Raw genomic sequence first — 15730 nt, 5'->3', positions numbered from 1 at the left:
AAGGCCATGAACAGTTTTATCGATTCCGGCCGCGTGCACGACGCGCCGTCCAATAATTGGGTCTATCGGGTTCTGCCGCGAGCGCTGTGGCCCTATGCGCAGCTCGCCCGCTGGGACCGGCCGATCGGCTGGCAATTGCTGCTGTTGCCCTGCCTCTGGTCGGCCGCCATGGCGGCCGGGGCGGCGGCTTCGCTCGGCAGCTTCTCGGCCGGGCGCTTCCTTTTCCATATATTTCTCTTCACTGTCGGCGCGATTGCCATGCGCGGTGCCGGCTGCACCTACAACGACATCGTCGATCACGACATCGACATGGAAGTGGCACGTACGCGTTCGCGCCCGCTGCCTTCCGGCCGCGTCACCCGCTTTCAGGCGAAGGCATTCATGCTGTTGCAGGCCCTTGTGGGTCTCGTCGTGCTCCTGCAGTTCAACGGTTTCACGATTTTTCTCGGCTTCCTTTCGCTGGCGCTGGTCGCGATCTATCCCTTCGCCAAGCGTTTCACGGACTGGCCGCAGTTTTTCCTCGGGCTCGCCTTCTCCTGGGGCGCGATCATGGGCTGGACCGCGGAGTTCGGCAGCCTCTCCCTGGCTGCGATCAGCCTCTACGCTGCCGCCATCGCCTGGACCATCGGTTATGATACCATCTACGCCTATCAGGACAGGGAGGACGACGAGCTGATCGGCGTCCGCTCGACCGCCCGCCGCTTCGGCGACAACCCGCAGCCCTGGCTTATCGGGCTATACGGGATTGCGGTTTTCCTGATGCTTTTCGCCTTTCTGGCGGCCGGTGCCGGATTCTTCGCCTATGTCGGGCTTCTGGTGGCCGCGGTGATGCTCGCCTACCAGATCGTCGTATTGAACATTCACGATCCGCTGCAATGTCTCGCGCTGTTCAAGTTCAACGGCGTCGTCGGCCTGATCATCTTTGCCGGACTTGTGCTCTCGCTTCTCGCGAGGCTCATTTGAATACAAAAGCCGGCCATAGGGCGCGGAGCGTCGTAGGGCCGGCTTGCTGATCTATGTCTTACAGCGTGGAACGCTGCGGTCACGCCCGGGCGATGATTTCGCGGCCGTCGATCTTCATCTGGATACCGAGACTGCCGGTGGAGCGGCGCACGAGAAAACGCGGGCGGCGCTCGGCGAAGAAGGAATGACGGCGGCGCGGCTTTGCGGGAGCGGTGCGGACATCGCCGATATGTTCCTCGAGCGGCCGCGCGACCCCGTCGGCTTCCACCATGAGCATCGGAATGCGATAGGCTTCGGCCCAGGCGCGCCAATCGGCGGCGATGTCCGAAAGATCATGAGCCACGAGCAGCGGGATACAGAGATCCGGATCATCGTGATGAAGTTCGAGCGTCACTGTAACCTCCCCGTCGCCATGGTCGATTGCCCGTGCCGCCACACCCTTGAAAGCTCGCGCCGGCAGAGCGATCGAAAGCGGCAGGCCGCTGAATGGTAGCACCTTGCGCAGAACAGCGCCACGCTCGTCAAGGCTGATGCTGACATTCCCCGTGTGCCCGCGCAGCACGTAGCTTGCTTGCTGCGGAAAGCGCTTCGGGTCAAGTCTGAGCGTGTTTTCGACCCAAGCCGGCTGAGAGAGTGTATTGCGCATTTCATATCGCCCTTGTTTTTCCTTGAGAGCCGTTCCCGGCCTTCCTGTCGGGACTTTTCGTCCTCTACGGGCTGAGGATAGGTGGGCTCCGTTCCGGGCGGCTTAAAATTCGCGGTTAAAAAAACTTTGCTGTCTCCGATGGTTAGCAAAAGCCGAGGCCGCAAGGTTTCTCATTCGTCAATGAAACCGCGGGCATTTTCGACGTGCTTTGCCAGGGCGCGGGATGCGAGCGGAAAATGGGCACTCACTTTCCTCGTCCCGCTCCAGCGGGAAAAGCCACACACAAGCATGCTGCGCGATCTTGGTCATCATCGGAGTGGTTTCAGGGGATGTCGGAGCGCCGGCGGTCCCCGTTCCTTGCTGGCGGGCGACGCATGGTTTCGACTTATCTCGACTACAATCTGATCGCACGGGACATGAAGCTCAGCCTGAGGCGCGTGTCGGAGCAGACGATCGTCGCCCGCGATACGCAGTATTACAGGGAGAACATCGGCAGTGTGGCCTCTGTCGACGAGTTCCTAGCCGATTACCGTCTCTATTCCTACGCGATGAAGGCCTATGGCCTGGCGGACATGATCGAGTCGGTCGCCTTCATGCGGAAGGTGCTCGAAAGCGATCTGTCCGACGACAACAGCTTTGCCAACAAGCTGACGGACGAACGATACCGCGATTTCACGATGGCGTTCAGCTTCAGCGGTGGAACGGCGGTTTCCCAGACCGAAGCGCAGCTCGACGAGATGATCGGCCTCTATAATACGAGTATCGCCAGCATCGGGGAAACCCAGAAGGAAGAGACGCGCTACTACAACGTCATGATCGACAAGGTCACCAGCGTCGATCAGCTTCTGAACAATGACCGTCTGCGGACCTATGTCTTCACTGTCTTCGGTATCGACGAGAGCACTTACTCCCGTGAAACGCTCCGCAAGGTTCTCTCCAGCAATGCCGACGACCCGGACAGCTATGAGAACACCGTGCTCGAGCCCAGACTATCGGAGCTCGAGGCTGCCAGAGCCGACGCTCAGGCGAAGCTCCAGCAGAGCGGCACGACGCAGGCGGAAAAACTGGAACTCCAGGCGAAGATAGCCGCCTACAACAAGTCGATTTCCACGGTCAGCAATTACCTGGCGATGGCGGCGGCTTTCCAGTTCGAAGCCGACGGCACGGTGGCCGCGGGATCGGCACAGACCGCCGCGCACAAGAAGACCATGAATGAACTCTACGTCTCCAGCAATTCCCGGGTCACGCCTCAGGCGGCGCTCCTGAATAAGGCCTATTTCGAGGAGAAGATCGCGAGCATCACGACCGTCAGCGAGCTTGTCGCCGATACGCGCCTCTATAACTACATCCGCACGGCCTTCGATCTCAACGAGGTCACGATCGTGCCGGCGACGATCAAGAATATCCTGACCAGCGATCCGGACGACCCGAACAGCTACATCAACACGATCGGCAAGGGAAACGAGAACTACAAGGCGCTCGCCAGGGCCTTCAACTTCCAGGCGGATGGCACGCTCGCGGCGGGCGATGCAGCGCAGACCGCGGAGCAGACGACACTCACCTCCAGCCGTTACATGACGCGCTACAATGACAAGGACGACGCAGCGGACGAGAAGGCGATCGGCGCCTATAAGCTTGCCGTAGAGAAGATGACGTCCGTCAGCGACTTCATCGAAACGGCTTCGATCTACGATTTCGCGCTGCAAGCCGTCGGCCTCGATCCGGATTCCGAAAGCGCGCGGACGATCAAGCGGGTGCTGACCAGCGATCTCACCGATCCGGAAAGCTTCGTCTATACGCTGAAGGACGAGCGTTATTTGAAGCTCGCCCAGCTGTTCAACTTTACGACATCGGGCGATATCGGCGTTCCGGCATTGGCCCAGTCGGAGACGCTGATCCAGGAGACCGCCAAGACCTACATCGTCAACAAGTCCCGTTTTGGTTCGGAGGAGGACAAGACCAAGGCCGAAGCGGAAGCCGAATATTATACGGCCGAAGTCGCCAAACTCTCCTCTCTCGACGAGTTTCTCGCCGATTCCCGCCTGGTCGATTTCGCTCTCGAGGCAAACGGCATCGATCCCGAGAATGTCACCCTCGATTTCCTCCGCGACATCTTCACCTCCGATCTGGACGATCCCAAGAGCTTCATCAATCAGCAGCAGAACTCCGGAGCCTACATCGCCCTGGTCACCTCGTTCAATTTCGACAGCGGCGGCAATGTTCTGCGCGAGGACAAGAGCGTCATCATCACGCGGCAGGGGCTTTACGAGACCCTCGACCGGTATCTGCACCAGTCGCTGGAAGAACAGGCAGGCGAGGACAATGCAGGTGTCCGCCTGGCACTCTATTTCGAGCGCCAGGCAGGCTCGCTCGTCGACGCCTACGATCTCCTGGCGGATGATGCGCTCGCCGAAGTGTTCCGCACCATCTTCAGCCTGCCCGACGAATTCAGTTCCATGGACATCGACCAGCAGGCAAAGATCGTCGAGAAGAACCTCGATCTCGAGAAGCTGAGCGACCCGGCCGAACTGAAGAAACTCCTCGCGCGCTTCACCGTGCTCTACGATCTGGAGAACAACATGGAAGTCGATCCGGCCGTGGTGGTGCTTTCAGGCAGCGGCAGCAATATCGGCATCAGCGCCGATACGCTCTTCCAACTGTCGCAGCTCAGGAAGGGCGGGTAGGGCTTAACGGCGGGCGGCCCGGAATCACGCACTTCCGGATGCCGTCGTTACTCGCCTCGATCCTCGCGCAGCACCTTATCGGGGTTCATGATCCCCGCCGGGTCGAAGGCGTGCTTGATCCGTCGCATGAGCTCGATCTCGATCGGCGAGCGGATCGCCGCGAGTTCGTCTCGCTTCAACTGGCCGATGCCATGCTCGGCAGAGATCGAGCCGTCATGTTTGAGCACGACGGCGTGAACGATCGCATTGATCTCGCGCCACCGATCGAGAAAGCTCTGCTTGTCCGCGCCGACGGGCTGGGAGATGTTGTAGTGGATATTGCCGTCGCCCATATGGCCGAAGGCGCAGATGCGCGCGCCGGGGATGGCCTTGGAGACCAGCGCATCCGCCTCCGTCATGAAGGCCGGAATGCTCGACACCGGGACCGAAACGTCATGCTTGATGGAGCCACCCTCAGGCTTTTGTGCCGGCGACATGCTTTCTCGCATGTGCCAGAGCGCTCTGCGTTGCGCTTCGTTCTGGGCGATGACCGCGTTTTCGACGAGACCGTCGGCAATGACGGCTTCGAGAAGGTCTTGCACCATCCGTTCCGCGCTTTCGGCGGTATCCGAGGTGGAGATATCGATCAGCGCGTACCACGGATGCGTCGTTTCCATCGGATCTCTGACGCCGGCGATGTGCCGGGTGGTGAACTCGATGCCGAGCCGCGGCATCAGTTCGAAGCCCGTCAGGGCCGGCCCGCAGACGCTTGTTGCCCGATCGAAAAGCGTAAGTGCGTCCTCGACGCTCCTGAGGCCGGCAAAGGCCACCTGGTGGCCGCGCGGTTTCGGAAAGAGCTTCAAAACGGCGCCGGTTATGACGCCGAGCGTTCCCTCGGCGCCGATGAAAAGATCGCGCAGATCGTAGCCGGTATTGTCCTTCCTGAGGCGTCTGAGCCCATCCCAGATCTCCCCGGTCGGGAGCACGACTTCCAGCCCCAGGCAGAGCTGGCGCATGTTCCCATAGGCAAGCACGGCAGTGCCGCCGGCATTGGTCGAAAGATTGCCGCCGATCCGGGCAGAGCCTTCCGAGCCGAGTGACAGGGGAAAAAGCCGGTCGACGTCATCGGCGGCCTTCTGGATGTCCGCCAGGATACAGCCGGCGTCGGCCACGATCACGTTGCCGACCGGGTCGATGTCGCGGATGCGGTTCAGCCGCTCGAGGGAAAGGACCACGTCGGCTTTGCCCTCGCGTGGAATCTGTCCGGCCACATGTCCGGTATTGCCGCCCTGCGGCACGACTGCCGTTCGGGTCTGACTCGCAAGCCGCATCACCAGCGAAACTTCCTCGACGGAGCCGGGCCTGAGCACGAGCGGCGTCGTGCCGCGGTAGAGCCCGCGGGACTCGACGAGGTAGGGTGCCGTGTCGGCGGGTGCGGTGAGGGCATTGCCAGGCCCGACGATATCGACGAAGGAGGCGATGAGTTCGGGAGAAGGAAGTACGGTGGTCATGGCCCTGCCTCGGATCAACGTGGTTGCTTCAAGCGTGCCGATGGCCATCAGCCCCGCGGCGCGGCCGCGCGCTGCAGCCGGTCGATTATCGCCTCGCCGAGCCCCTCGCTCGGGATCGGGCCGAAAGCGATGGTCGCGGCGCCGCTGGCATCCGCTTTTTTCATATAGTCGAAAAGATTGGCCGCGGCTTCCCGCAGGCTGCCGCCCGGACTGAGATCCAGGACGATCGCGGCATCGGCTTCACCGGGAAGCGCCTCTCCGCCGAAGCGGATCAGGGCTTCTCCCTTCCGGACCTCATCGGCATCGAGCCGCACAGCGGCACCGGGAGCGTAATGCGAGGCGAGCATGCCGGGCGCCTCGATGACAGCGCCGGCGGCCTCCGGGCGCTCGATGGCGAGCCCGGTCAGCGCTTCGATCTCTGCCGCGTCGAGCCCCCCGGGCCTCAGCAGCCGCAACCTTCCGTTCTCGACCTTGACGATGGTCGATTCCAGGCCGATCGCGGCCGGCCCCGCGTCGAGGATGAGCTTCAGCCTGGAACCGAGATCCGCCTGCACATGGGCCGCACTGGTGGGGCTGATCTTGCCCGACGTGTTGGCGCTCGGCGCTGCCAAAGGCCGCCCGAACCGGGCGATCACCCGGCGCGAGAAGCCGTCGGGCATGCGAATTCCGAGCGTATCGAGACCGGCGGATGCGAGCGTGTGCACGGTGCTCTCCCGCCGCTGCGGCAGGATCAGCGTGAGGGGGCCGGGCCAGAAGGCCTCGGCCAGACGTCTCGAAACCGGATCGAAGGTCACATGCGCCTCTGCCATCGCCAGATCGCAGACGTGGCAAATCAGCGGATTGAACCGCGGCCGCCCCTTCATCTCATAGATGCGGCTGATCGCATCGGGGGTCGTGGCATCGGCGGCAAGGCCGTATACGGTCTCCGTCGGGATCGCGACCGGTTCGCCGTCCGAAAGAACCGCGCAGGCTTTCTCGATTGCCCGCTCAGGTTCGATGCGCGTGTCGATGATTTCGGCCATGGCGTTCTGATCCTTTCCGTCGCTTCCTTAACGGAGCGACCGCAAAAACAGAACGATTTTCTTTGTCAAAGGCTGCGAACGATCCGGCGCAAGGCTTCGTCGCGTGCGCCGAGCATCAGCACGTTCTTCAGCGCCACCTTCGGATCCTGCGTCCGGAAAATCAGCCCGTTGCCGCGCACGTTGCGGTTGACGACGATCCGTTCCTCGCTGGCGTCGGGCTCGATCGCGACGGCGAAATACATGCGCGAGTAGCCCGGCTGGATACGGTCGAAGAAATGGGTCTCGTTCCCGAGCTCGCAGAAGAAGTTCGCGAAATAAAAGGACCAGGTGATCTCATGACCATTGGCGAGGCAGGTTTTCGCGGCGGTCACGTGGCAATAGCCGAGATGCGGACTGCTGGGGAGCGTGCGATGGAAAACCATCTTCGGGAACTGGATCGAGGCATGAAACCCGTTGATTCGCCTGTGGGTCGTCTCGCCCGCTGTCGTCAGCTTCCGCGCCGTCTGCTGCGCCACCTCGGCATAACTCAGATACTGTCGCTCGTTCGGCATCCACCGGCGTCTATCGATCCGGCCGGTCCGCAGGAACTCGGTGTGAGCCTTGGCTTTCGGCGGTGCGGCCGCCTTGTCGGCAGCGTCGTAATATCGGAGTTTTGCCATGAGCGTCGTCGCGCCATCCTGTCCGCAAGCGGGTTGATCGCCGCGAACGTTAAATCATCACAGTTAACGAATTGGTCCCGGTATGTCCGGGCCGGCGTCGATCAGACCCTTGTGTTGGCGGGCCGTGTCGCAGAATGGCCACTCGCCTTCGCGCCATGAACGGCGCTGCCGAAAAATCCTCCAGCTGCGCAGGGATTCATCTACTTCCTTGTTTGTTATGGATAATATTGCATGCCTTCGTGCCGATTGTGTCGCGTCTGGCTGTCGTCTTTCTGGAATCGGATGTCGTCTATTGGCAGTTGCCGGGCCGGTCCTCAGGCTTAGATGAGGACACTCAAGGTGCCGCCTCGAAGGGAGGGCGGAGAATTGGGAAGCCGGTCAAATCCCGGCGCTGCCCCCGCAACGGTGGTGGAGCGAACAGCCACGGCAGAAGGCCACTGGACACCGCGTCCGGGAAGGCGCCGGGCAGGTCCCTTGCGGACGGCTCCAGAGCCCGGAAACCAGCCTTGAAGCAGAAATAGACCGTAGCTGGTTGCGGCGGGCAGCCGGATCGGAGCCAATTGCGTTGCGGGTCCATGCGGCCGGCGCGGGTTCCAGTCCTGCCTCTCCGAAACGGCGGAAAAACGAGGACAAGGGCATGGAAATTCAGACCGAAATGCTGCGCAAGCTGAAGACCCGTCGCGAAGGCTACAGCCTCGACCGCGCCTTCTACGTCGATGCTGATTATTACCGTCAGGACCTGGAGCAGATCTGGTACAAGGATTGGCTGTTCATCGGCCATGATTGCGAAGTCCCGCGGCCGGGGAACTATTTCACGGCGCAGGTCGGCGATTACCCGGTCGTTATCGTTCGAGACAGGCAGGGCGCGGTCCGGGCACTGCACAATTCGTGCCGCCATCGCGGCTCGCGCGTCTGCACGCAGCACAAAGGCTCATCCGCCAAACTCGTCTGTCCCTACCACCAGTGGACCTACGAACTCGACGGCCGCCTGCTCTTCGCGCGGCAGATGCCCGAGGGCTTCGACCCGGCCGAGCACAGTCTGAAGCCGATCCACTGCGAGACCGTCGGCGGTTACATCTTCATCAGTCTTGCCGAACACCCGATGGACTTCCGGCCGTTCCGCGAGACGGTCGCGGCCTATCTCGCGCCGCATCGCCTGGGGGAAACGAAGGTCGCCTTCGAGAGCACCATCGTCGAGAAGGGCAATTGGAAGCTGGTCTGGGAGAACAATCGCGAGTGTTACCACTGCGCCGCCAATCATCCGGAACTCTGCCGTACCTATCCGGAAGCGCCGACCGTAACCGGTGTCCAGGGGGCGATGAACGATCCGGAAATCGGCGCCCACTGGCAGAAATGCGAGGCGGCGGGCCTTCCGAGCGCCTTCAAAATCGCGCCCACGGGCCAGTTCCGCATGACGAGAATGCCGCTGATCAACGGCGCCGAGAGCTATACGATGTCCGGACAGAAGGCCGTCCGCAAGCAACTCTCCGCCGGCGTAGACGCCGATGGCATCGGGACGCTGCTCCTCTTCCATTATCCGACGACCTGGAACCACATTCTCGGCGACCATGCGATCACCTTCCGCGTTCTGCCGCTCGGGCCGGAACTGACTGAGGTTACGACCAAATGGCTGGTCAACAAGGATGCGGTGGAGGGCGTCGACTACACGATAGACGAGCTGACGCACGTCTGGACGGAGACCAACGATCAGGACCGGCAGATCGTCGAGGAAAACGCCTTCGGAATCCGCTCGCCCGCCTATGAGCCGGGTCCTTATTCCGCCGAACACGAGGGCGGCGTCATGCAGTTCGTCGAGTGGTATTCGAGCTTCATGCTGGACCGCCTTCAGGGCGGGGCCGCGCATCTCTCGCGGGTGGCATGACCATGGAAATGCCTCGCTCCTTTCGCCATTTCGACGAGCTCGATCCCTGGAGAGACCGTCAGCACATGCTGGAGTGCATGTCGGCCGTAGCCGAAACCGCTGACGTGATGACCTTCACCTTCCGCTCCGACAAGCCGGCCTGGTTCCGCTACCTGCCGGGGCAGTTCGTGACACTCGAACTGCCCGTCGCAGCCAAGCCGGTGATGCGCACCTATACGCTGTCATCCTCGCCCTCGCGCCCGCTTTCGGTCGCGGTCACGGTCAAGGCGCAGCCGGGAAGCATCGGCACCCGCTGGATGTTCGACAATCTGAAGCCGGGCATGATGCTCAAGGCGTTCGGGCCGCTCGGCGATTTCAGCTTCGTCCGTCATCCCGGTGAAAAATATCTCTTCATATCGGCGGGGTCGGGCGTCACGCCGATGATGTCGATGACGCGCTGGATGGCCGACTGCGCGCCGGAAACGGATGTCACCTTCATTTCCTGCGCCCGGCGCCCGGACGATCTCCTCTTCAGATCGGAGCTCGAAGTTCTCGCCCGTCAGATGCCGGGGCTCAATCTCGGCTTCCTCGTGGAGGGGCATGAGGCGCGGCATGGCTGGCATGGTCTGCGCGGGCGCATAGACGCGGCGAAGCTGCCGATGCTCGCACCGGATTTCCTGGAAAGAACCGTCTTCTGCTGCGGGCCCGAGCCGTTCATGGGCAATGTTCGGGCAATGCTGGAAGCGGCGGGCTTCGACATGGCCCGTTACCACCAGGAGAGTTTCCAGCCCGCCGCGGCGCCAGCGGCCGAGGAGCTTGCAATTCGGGCCGGGCCTACCGCCGATGCCGGGGCCGGGGCGGCGCGGGTGACCTTTACCATGAGCGGCAAGGAAGCGACCGCCGTTCCCGGCCAGACGATCCTGCAGACGGCCCGCGCCAACGGTGTCAGGATCGGGGCCGCCTGCGAGGGCGGCATCTGCGGAACGTGCCGGGTGTTGAAGATCGCCGGCGACGTCGAGATGAACCACAATGGCGGCATTCTCGACGACGAGATCGAGGAGGGCTACATCCTCGCCTGCTGTTCGCGGCCGACAAGCGACGTCCAGATCGAGGCCTGAGTTAACGCCGCTCGGATTGGTAGGGCAGGCGTGCCTCGGCGGCCCTGACGGCGATGGAGCCGGTAACCGTCTCGTCGGCGCCGGCTCCTGATCCGCTCTCCGCCTCGGCGCGGCTTATCACGAGCGGCCGCGAAAGAGTGGTCGTCGCATTTGCGTTCAGCGCCGGGATCGTGCCGACGGTGGCCGAGGCGATAACAGTGAGCACCGGCGGCTTCTCCGGAAGAAGCGCGCCATGAGGCCAGACGCTCTTCAGTGCCGATGCACTCATCGCTGCGACATTCACGTCTATATCGTCGAGGGTGCCGGGCACCCGATAGGGGCAGCGCTTCTTTCCGCAATTATGCGCCGAGGAGAATTGCCAGAGCGCGTAGCGGTCCCAGTTTCCCATCGGAAAGACTTTACGGATATCGGGCTTGTAGCGCGCATACCAGAGCGGAAGGCGCGAAAGAAGCCGATGCTTGATGCGGTTGGCGGCAATGTGTTTCGCGGTTGCGTGGTTGGTGTAGAGGACGGGATAGCGCCCCGTCCGGGCCTTCACATGGCCGGCGAAGATCGCGGCGTCTTCGAGCGACATGTATTTTTCCGGATCGATCCCTTCGATATCGAGCACCATCAGCTCGTCGTCGCGCGGATCGGCATAGTCGATGAAGTGGTTCGCCTGATCGACGGGGTTGCCAGGCCTTGCGAGATGATAGGCGCCCCAGAGCAGACCATGCGAGCGCGCGAGCATCCGGCGCGTCTGATAGAGTTCGCGGCTGACCGCATATTTGCGCCACATCGTCCTGCAATGGGCAACCGTATCGCCGCCGTGGTCACCGGTACAGGTGTAGCTTTCCGGCAGGCCGTCGGAAGCCTTCGCGATGAAGCCCGCGATCCGCTTGTCCTTCAGCATGGCTTCCCAGTCGATGCTGTTCAGCTCGTAAGCGTCGACGATGATGGCGTTCCGCCGCTCTTTCCACGGCTCCACTTCGCTAGCGCGTGCGTTCGCCGCCGCGAAGGTCAGGCCCATGAGGACTGCCAGGCGCAAGATCATCCCTATGATCGAGATTCCCCGCTTTTCCATTCTCTGAGATTGCCGACTTAGCGTTAAGAGGTCGTAAATCTCAGCCCCGGCCCCAATCTGCGCGAGGCGAACACTTCTGTACACCGACCTCAAGAGGCAAAGTCGACGGCCCGATTCCGCCCAGGATTGTACCGACGGAGGGATTTTTCCATTGCTGCATCCGCGCGCAGCAGTTGCTTCCGGCGATTTCTGCTCTAGTCTTGGTATATCGCCCCTGCAAGGGCCGGTTGTACGCGAAATCGAATGCGAGGAGGAAATGATGTCACGCAAATGGCTTTCGGGCGCGCTTGCAGCGCTCGTGCTGGCGGCATCGGCGGTGCCGTCGCAGGCTTTCACGCCTCTGCCCCCGCGGGTTGCCGCCGAGAGCGCCGTCACGGACGTTCAGTATGCGCCTAGGCGTGGCTATTACCGGTATGGCGACTTCTATTATTACAACGGTCACCGTGGTTACCGCTACCAGCGCCCCGGCTATCGCTATTACCGGGGCTGGTGGTACCCGCCGGCTGCTTTCGGAATCGTAATCGAGCGCCGTCCCGCTTACCGCCCGCCGGTCCGTTACGGCAGCCGGCATGTCCAATGGTGCTATGATCGCTATCGCTCTTACAGGGCCTACGACAACAGTTATCAGCCCTATAACGGCCCCCGCCGGCAGTGCTATTCGCCCTATAGCTGAGCTAGGGCATATACACACTCTGATCCTCTCACGGGACCATTGCCTTGGGCGGATAAGCGGTTTTGACTTCACGTGCCCAAACGATGCCACGGGCAGAACGCAGAAGTGGAAGCGAGAGCCTGCCGTAAATATTCTCCCCCCTTGTGGGGGAGATGGCCGGCAGGCCAGAGGGGGTCTGCTCTCCTGCTCGCCCGTCAGCACTACATGACGCAGTCGTATGACCGCATCTTCGGATTGCCGCAGGGTATCCTCGCGGCAAATTCGATTTCGGCGGCATGCAGAGTTTTGCGTTCAACCCCCTCTGGCCTGCCGGCCATCTCCCCCACAAGGTAGGGCTTTCGCATATGGCCGATTTCGAGGAATCGAATGGCGAACAGAACGGAATCGCATCGAGAACAAACCCTTCGATGTTCCATGCCTGTTCCGCATATGCGATTCCCCTGCCCCACAAGGGGGGAGACCACAAGCGGCTTGACCTTCACGCCTCCCAAACGATGCCGTCGGCAGACCGCATAACTGCGAGCCAGCCGGTTTCTCCCCAAGGCAACGGCCCCGCCGGCAGTGCTATTCGCCCTATAGCTGCGCAGATCGCCTCTCAGATAATGCCGATGCGCTTGAGGACGATCCAGGCAAGGCCCATGGACGAGGCAATGAGCATGCCCGCAAAATTGGTGCCGCTGCCCTCGGAAAAGGGGAGCGCCCCCGTGTTCATGCCGAAGAAGCCGGTGACGAGCGTTGGCGGCAGCAGGAAGGCGGTCATCAGCGAGAGGATATAGAGGTGACGATTCGTTTCCGAGGAAATCTTGCTGTCGATTTCCTCGTGCAGCAGCCTCGCGCGTTCCTGGAGGGCGAAGACATCCCGGTCGACGGCCTCCAGCCGATCCGAAAGTCTCTCGGCCACGTCGATAAAGCCCGGCGGCACCTCGTCCTCTTCCAGGGCTCCGGCCCGGCGCAACAGGGCGAGCACCGTCCGCAGGTGCCGGTGCAGCCGCACGACGGTCCGGCGCAATGGCGCCAGGCCCGGCTGCTTGCTGTGCCCGGCCTCCCCATAGACATGGTCCTCTATGACGTTCAATTCCTCCGTCAGCTCGAGCACCAGCGTGATCAGAGTGCGCTGGAACTCCACGACGAGCATCTCGAAGAGGTCGATAGGGCGGCGGCATCTGGCGCTCTTCTCCACGGCCGCTTTCACGCGATCGACACTTCTCAGCGGATGCAGGCGCGTGGTGATGATCATCCGGTCGCTGACGGCAAAATGAAGCCAGCCGATCGTCTGCGTCACCGCATCGAATGTCCGCTCGAAATCGACCAGAGTGCCGTGCACGACGTCGTCCGCCACCGTGATCGCGGCCTGCGTGTCGTGACTCGTCAGGGTGGCGATTGCCTCCTGCGGGAGATTTCCGATGCGCTCGATCAGCGCCGGTGTGCGTGCGTCGCTGAGCGCGAGGTGCAGCCAGACCCAGTCTTCGCCTGCCTCAAGGCTCTCGACGGGCGAATCGGCGGCTATGCGCCGGCACCGGCTTTCTCCCGGTACGAACCGGTAGGCCCAGACGAGGCCCGGTATATCGGGTGAGATCAGATTCATCGCAGTGCCTCGGCCGGATCGGTCGAGACGGCTTCTATTCGCGGCCCGTGACAGTTTTGTTAAAGTTGCCCGGCCGCAGTCGCCGTCCGGATGTAGTGAGTGACGTTGACGTTCACGTAAAATTAGCTAGTCTGCCGCCCATCCAATAGGCGCCGGCGGAAGCAGGGGAGGAGCACCATGTACAAGGCACCGGTCGAGGAGATCGCATTCACCCTGAAGCATGTTGCCGGCATGGCCGAGGCTCTCGACGCCGGGACGTTCGGCGAACTCGGCGAGGACCTTGTCGACGCGATCCTCGGCGAGGCCGGGCGCTTCGCCTCGGAAGAGGTGGCGCCGCTCGGCGACGCGGGCGACCGGCAGGGGTCGCGGCTCGTCGATGGCGCCGTCAAGACGCCGGAGGGTTGGCGGGAACTCTACCGCAACTGGATTGCCGGCGGCTGGAACGGCCTGACGGCTCCGGAAGCCTTCGGCGGGCAGAACCTGCCGCACATGCTGCACGTCGCCGCCATGGAAATGTGGAACAGCGGCTCAATGGCCTTCGCACTTGCGCCGACGCTCACCATGGGCGCCATCGAAGCGCTCGAGAAGCACGGCACCGACGCTCTGAAGGCGACCTTCCTGCCGAAGATGGTGTCGGGCGAATGGATGGGGACCATGAACCTGACCGAGCCGCATGCCGGCTCGGACCTCGGCGTGCTCAAGACCCGCGCAGAGCGCCGCGACGACGGCACCTATCGCATCCTGGGGCAGAAGATCTTCATCACCTGGGGCGAGCACGATTTCACCGACAATATCGTCCATCTGGTACTCGCGCGGCTACCCGATGCGCCAGCCGGGACGAAGGGCATTTCGCTGTTTCTCGTGCCGAAGTTCCTCGTCAACGAGGATGGTTCGCTTGGCGAGCGAAACGACGTTTTCTGCCATTCGCTGGAGCACAAGCTCGGCATCCACGGATCGCCGACCTGCACCATGATCTACGGCGACGGGAAATTCGGCCGCGAGAAGGGGGCGATCGGCTATCTGGTCGGTGAGGAAAACCGGGGTCTCGCCTGCATGTTCACGATGATGAACAATGCGCGGCTTGCCGTCGGGATGCAGGGCGTCGCGATCGCGGAGGCCGCCACCCAGAAGGCGATCGCCTATGCCAAGGAGCGCACGCAGGGCCGCGCGCCCGGGTGGAGCGGCGACGGCATGAGTCCGATCATCGAGCATCCGGATATTGCCCGCACGCTGCTGACGATGAAGGCGCTGACCCAAGGATCGCGCGCCATCGCCTATGCCTGCGCCCACGCCGTCGACATGGCGCATGCCGCGCAAGGCGAGGACGCCCGCCAGTGGCAGGAGCGTTCGAGCCTGCTGACGCCGATCGCCAAGTCCTTCGCCACCGACGCCGGCGTCGACGTCGCCTCGATGGGCATTCAGGTCCACGGCGGCATGGGATTCATCGAGGAGACCGGGGCCGCGCGCTATCTTCGCGACGCCCGCATCGCGCCGATCTACGAAGGCACCAACGGCATCCAGGCGATCGACCTCGTCACCCGCAAGCTGCCGCTTTCCGATGGCGCACAGGTGCGCGGCTTCATCGCCGAACTCCGGGAGGTCGCCGCTGCCGTCGCCGCGTCGAACAGGGAAGGCTTCGGCGAAACGGCCGCACGGCTCGATGCGGCGGTTGCGGATCTCGAAGGGGCGACCGACTGGCTGCTTTCGAGGCTGCGCGACGGAAAGCTTGCCGAGGCGCTCGCCGGCGCGACCGCCTATCAGCGCCTGTTCGGCCTCGTGCTGACCGGGGTCTATCTCGCCAAGGGCGGGCTCGCCGAAGCCGGTGACGGGGGGCAGGACCGGCGCGTTGCACTTTGCCGCTTCGCAGCGGAAAATCTGCTTTCGGAGACGAGCGCGCTCAAGGACCGCGTCGTCAACGGCGCAGAGAGCCTTGCCGCTGCCCGTTCCATACTCGACTGAGGAAACC

The 15730-nt window shown here is 62.6% G+C and carries 12 protein-coding genes and 1 riboswitch; of the genes, 6 read left to right on the top strand and 6 right to left on the bottom strand.

The window, feature by feature from the left end:
• Positions 1 to 6: 6 nt before the first annotated feature.
• Positions 7 to 963, top strand: a complete 957-nt coding sequence (gene ubiA, locus JOH52_RS01625; RefSeq protein ID WP_010968873.1) for a 4-hydroxybenzoate octaprenyltransferase — start codon at positions 7 to 9, stop codon at positions 961 to 963.
• A 79-nt stretch (positions 964 to 1042) separates the two neighbouring features.
• Here the strand turns inward: ubiA and JOH52_RS01620 are convergent, their stop codons facing one another.
• Positions 1043 to 1609, bottom strand: a complete 567-nt coding sequence (locus JOH52_RS01620) for a DUF6101 family protein (RefSeq protein ID WP_010968874.1) — start codon at positions 1607 to 1609, stop codon at positions 1043 to 1045.
• 374 nt (positions 1610 to 1983) lie between these two features.
• Here JOH52_RS01620 and JOH52_RS01615 point away from each other — a divergent pair, with 374 nt between their 5' ends.
• Positions 1984 to 4293, top strand: coding sequence for a DUF1217 domain-containing protein (locus tag JOH52_RS01615; protein WP_017265803.1), 2310 nt, complete (start codon positions 1984 to 1986; stop codon positions 4291 to 4293).
• Positions 4294 to 4340: 47 nt separating this feature from the next.
• Here JOH52_RS01615 and JOH52_RS01610 read toward each other — a convergent pair whose 3' ends face one another.
• From JOH52_RS01610 to JOH52_RS01600, 3 genes are all read right to left on the bottom strand, one after another.
• Positions 4341 to 5783 (bottom strand): FAD-binding oxidoreductase, encoded by a 1443-nt coding sequence (locus tag JOH52_RS01610; RefSeq protein ID WP_010968876.1) that lies wholly within the window; start codon positions 5781 to 5783, stop codon positions 4341 to 4343.
• 47 nt (positions 5784 to 5830) lie between these two features.
• Entirely contained in the window at positions 5831 to 6805 is a 975-nt protein-coding gene (locus tag JOH52_RS01605) for an L-threonylcarbamoyladenylate synthase (RefSeq protein WP_010968877.1), read from the bottom strand.
• A gap of 65 nt (positions 6806 to 6870) precedes the next feature.
• Complete coding sequence (locus JOH52_RS01600) at positions 6871 to 7464, bottom strand: DUF6656 family protein (RefSeq protein WP_010968878.1); 594 nt, start codon at positions 7462 to 7464, stop codon at positions 6871 to 6873.
• Positions 7465 to 7784: 320 nt separating this feature from the next.
• Positions 7785 to 7987, top strand: a riboswitch (cobalamin riboswitch).
• A 114-nt stretch (positions 7988 to 8101) separates the two neighbouring features.
• On the opposite strand from JOH52_RS01600, the gene JOH52_RS01595 reads away from it, so the two are divergent.
• Positions 8102 to 9346 carry an aromatic ring-hydroxylating oxygenase subunit alpha gene (locus JOH52_RS01595; RefSeq protein ID WP_010968879.1) on the top strand — a complete coding sequence of 415 codons (1245 nt, stop codon included), beginning with the start codon at positions 8102 to 8104 and terminating at the stop codon, positions 9344 to 9346.
• On the top strand, positions 9343 to 10443 hold the full coding sequence (locus JOH52_RS01590; protein WP_014526636.1) for an FAD-binding oxidoreductase: 1101 nt from the start codon (positions 9343 to 9345) through the stop codon (positions 10441 to 10443). The genes JOH52_RS01595 and JOH52_RS01590 overlap by 4 nt, the downstream gene beginning before the upstream one ends.
• A gap of 1 nt (position 10444) precedes the next feature.
• Here JOH52_RS01590 and JOH52_RS01585 read toward each other — a convergent pair whose 3' ends face one another.
• Positions 10445 to 11506, bottom strand: coding sequence for a glycoside hydrolase family 25 protein (locus JOH52_RS01585; protein WP_013844102.1), 1062 nt, complete (start codon positions 11504 to 11506; stop codon positions 10445 to 10447).
• A 259-nt stretch (positions 11507 to 11765) separates the two neighbouring features.
• On the opposite strand from JOH52_RS01585, the gene JOH52_RS01580 reads away from it, so the two are divergent.
• Positions 11766 to 12179: a BA14K family protein gene (locus tag JOH52_RS01580; protein WP_010968882.1), complete on the top strand. Its 414-nt coding sequence runs from the start codon at positions 11766 to 11768 to the stop codon at positions 12177 to 12179.
• 595 nt (positions 12180 to 12774) lie between these two features.
• Here the strand turns inward: JOH52_RS01580 and JOH52_RS01575 are convergent.
• Positions 12775 to 13764, bottom strand: a complete 990-nt coding sequence (locus tag JOH52_RS01575; RefSeq protein WP_010968883.1) for a transporter — start codon at positions 13762 to 13764, stop codon at positions 12775 to 12777.
• 177 nt (positions 13765 to 13941) lie between these two features.
• On the opposite strand from JOH52_RS01575, the gene JOH52_RS01570 reads away from it, so the two are divergent.
• Complete coding sequence (locus JOH52_RS01570; protein ID WP_010968884.1) at positions 13942 to 15723, top strand: acyl-CoA dehydrogenase family protein; 1782 nt, start codon at positions 13942 to 13944, stop codon at positions 15721 to 15723.
• The last annotated feature ends 7 nt before the right edge of the window (positions 15724 to 15730 follow it).

It is taken from the genome of Sinorhizobium meliloti, assembly GCF_017876815.1.
Lineage (GTDB): Bacteria > Pseudomonadota > Alphaproteobacteria > Rhizobiales > Rhizobiaceae > Sinorhizobium > Sinorhizobium meliloti.
This window is presented reverse-complemented; position numbering and strand designations above follow the sequence as displayed.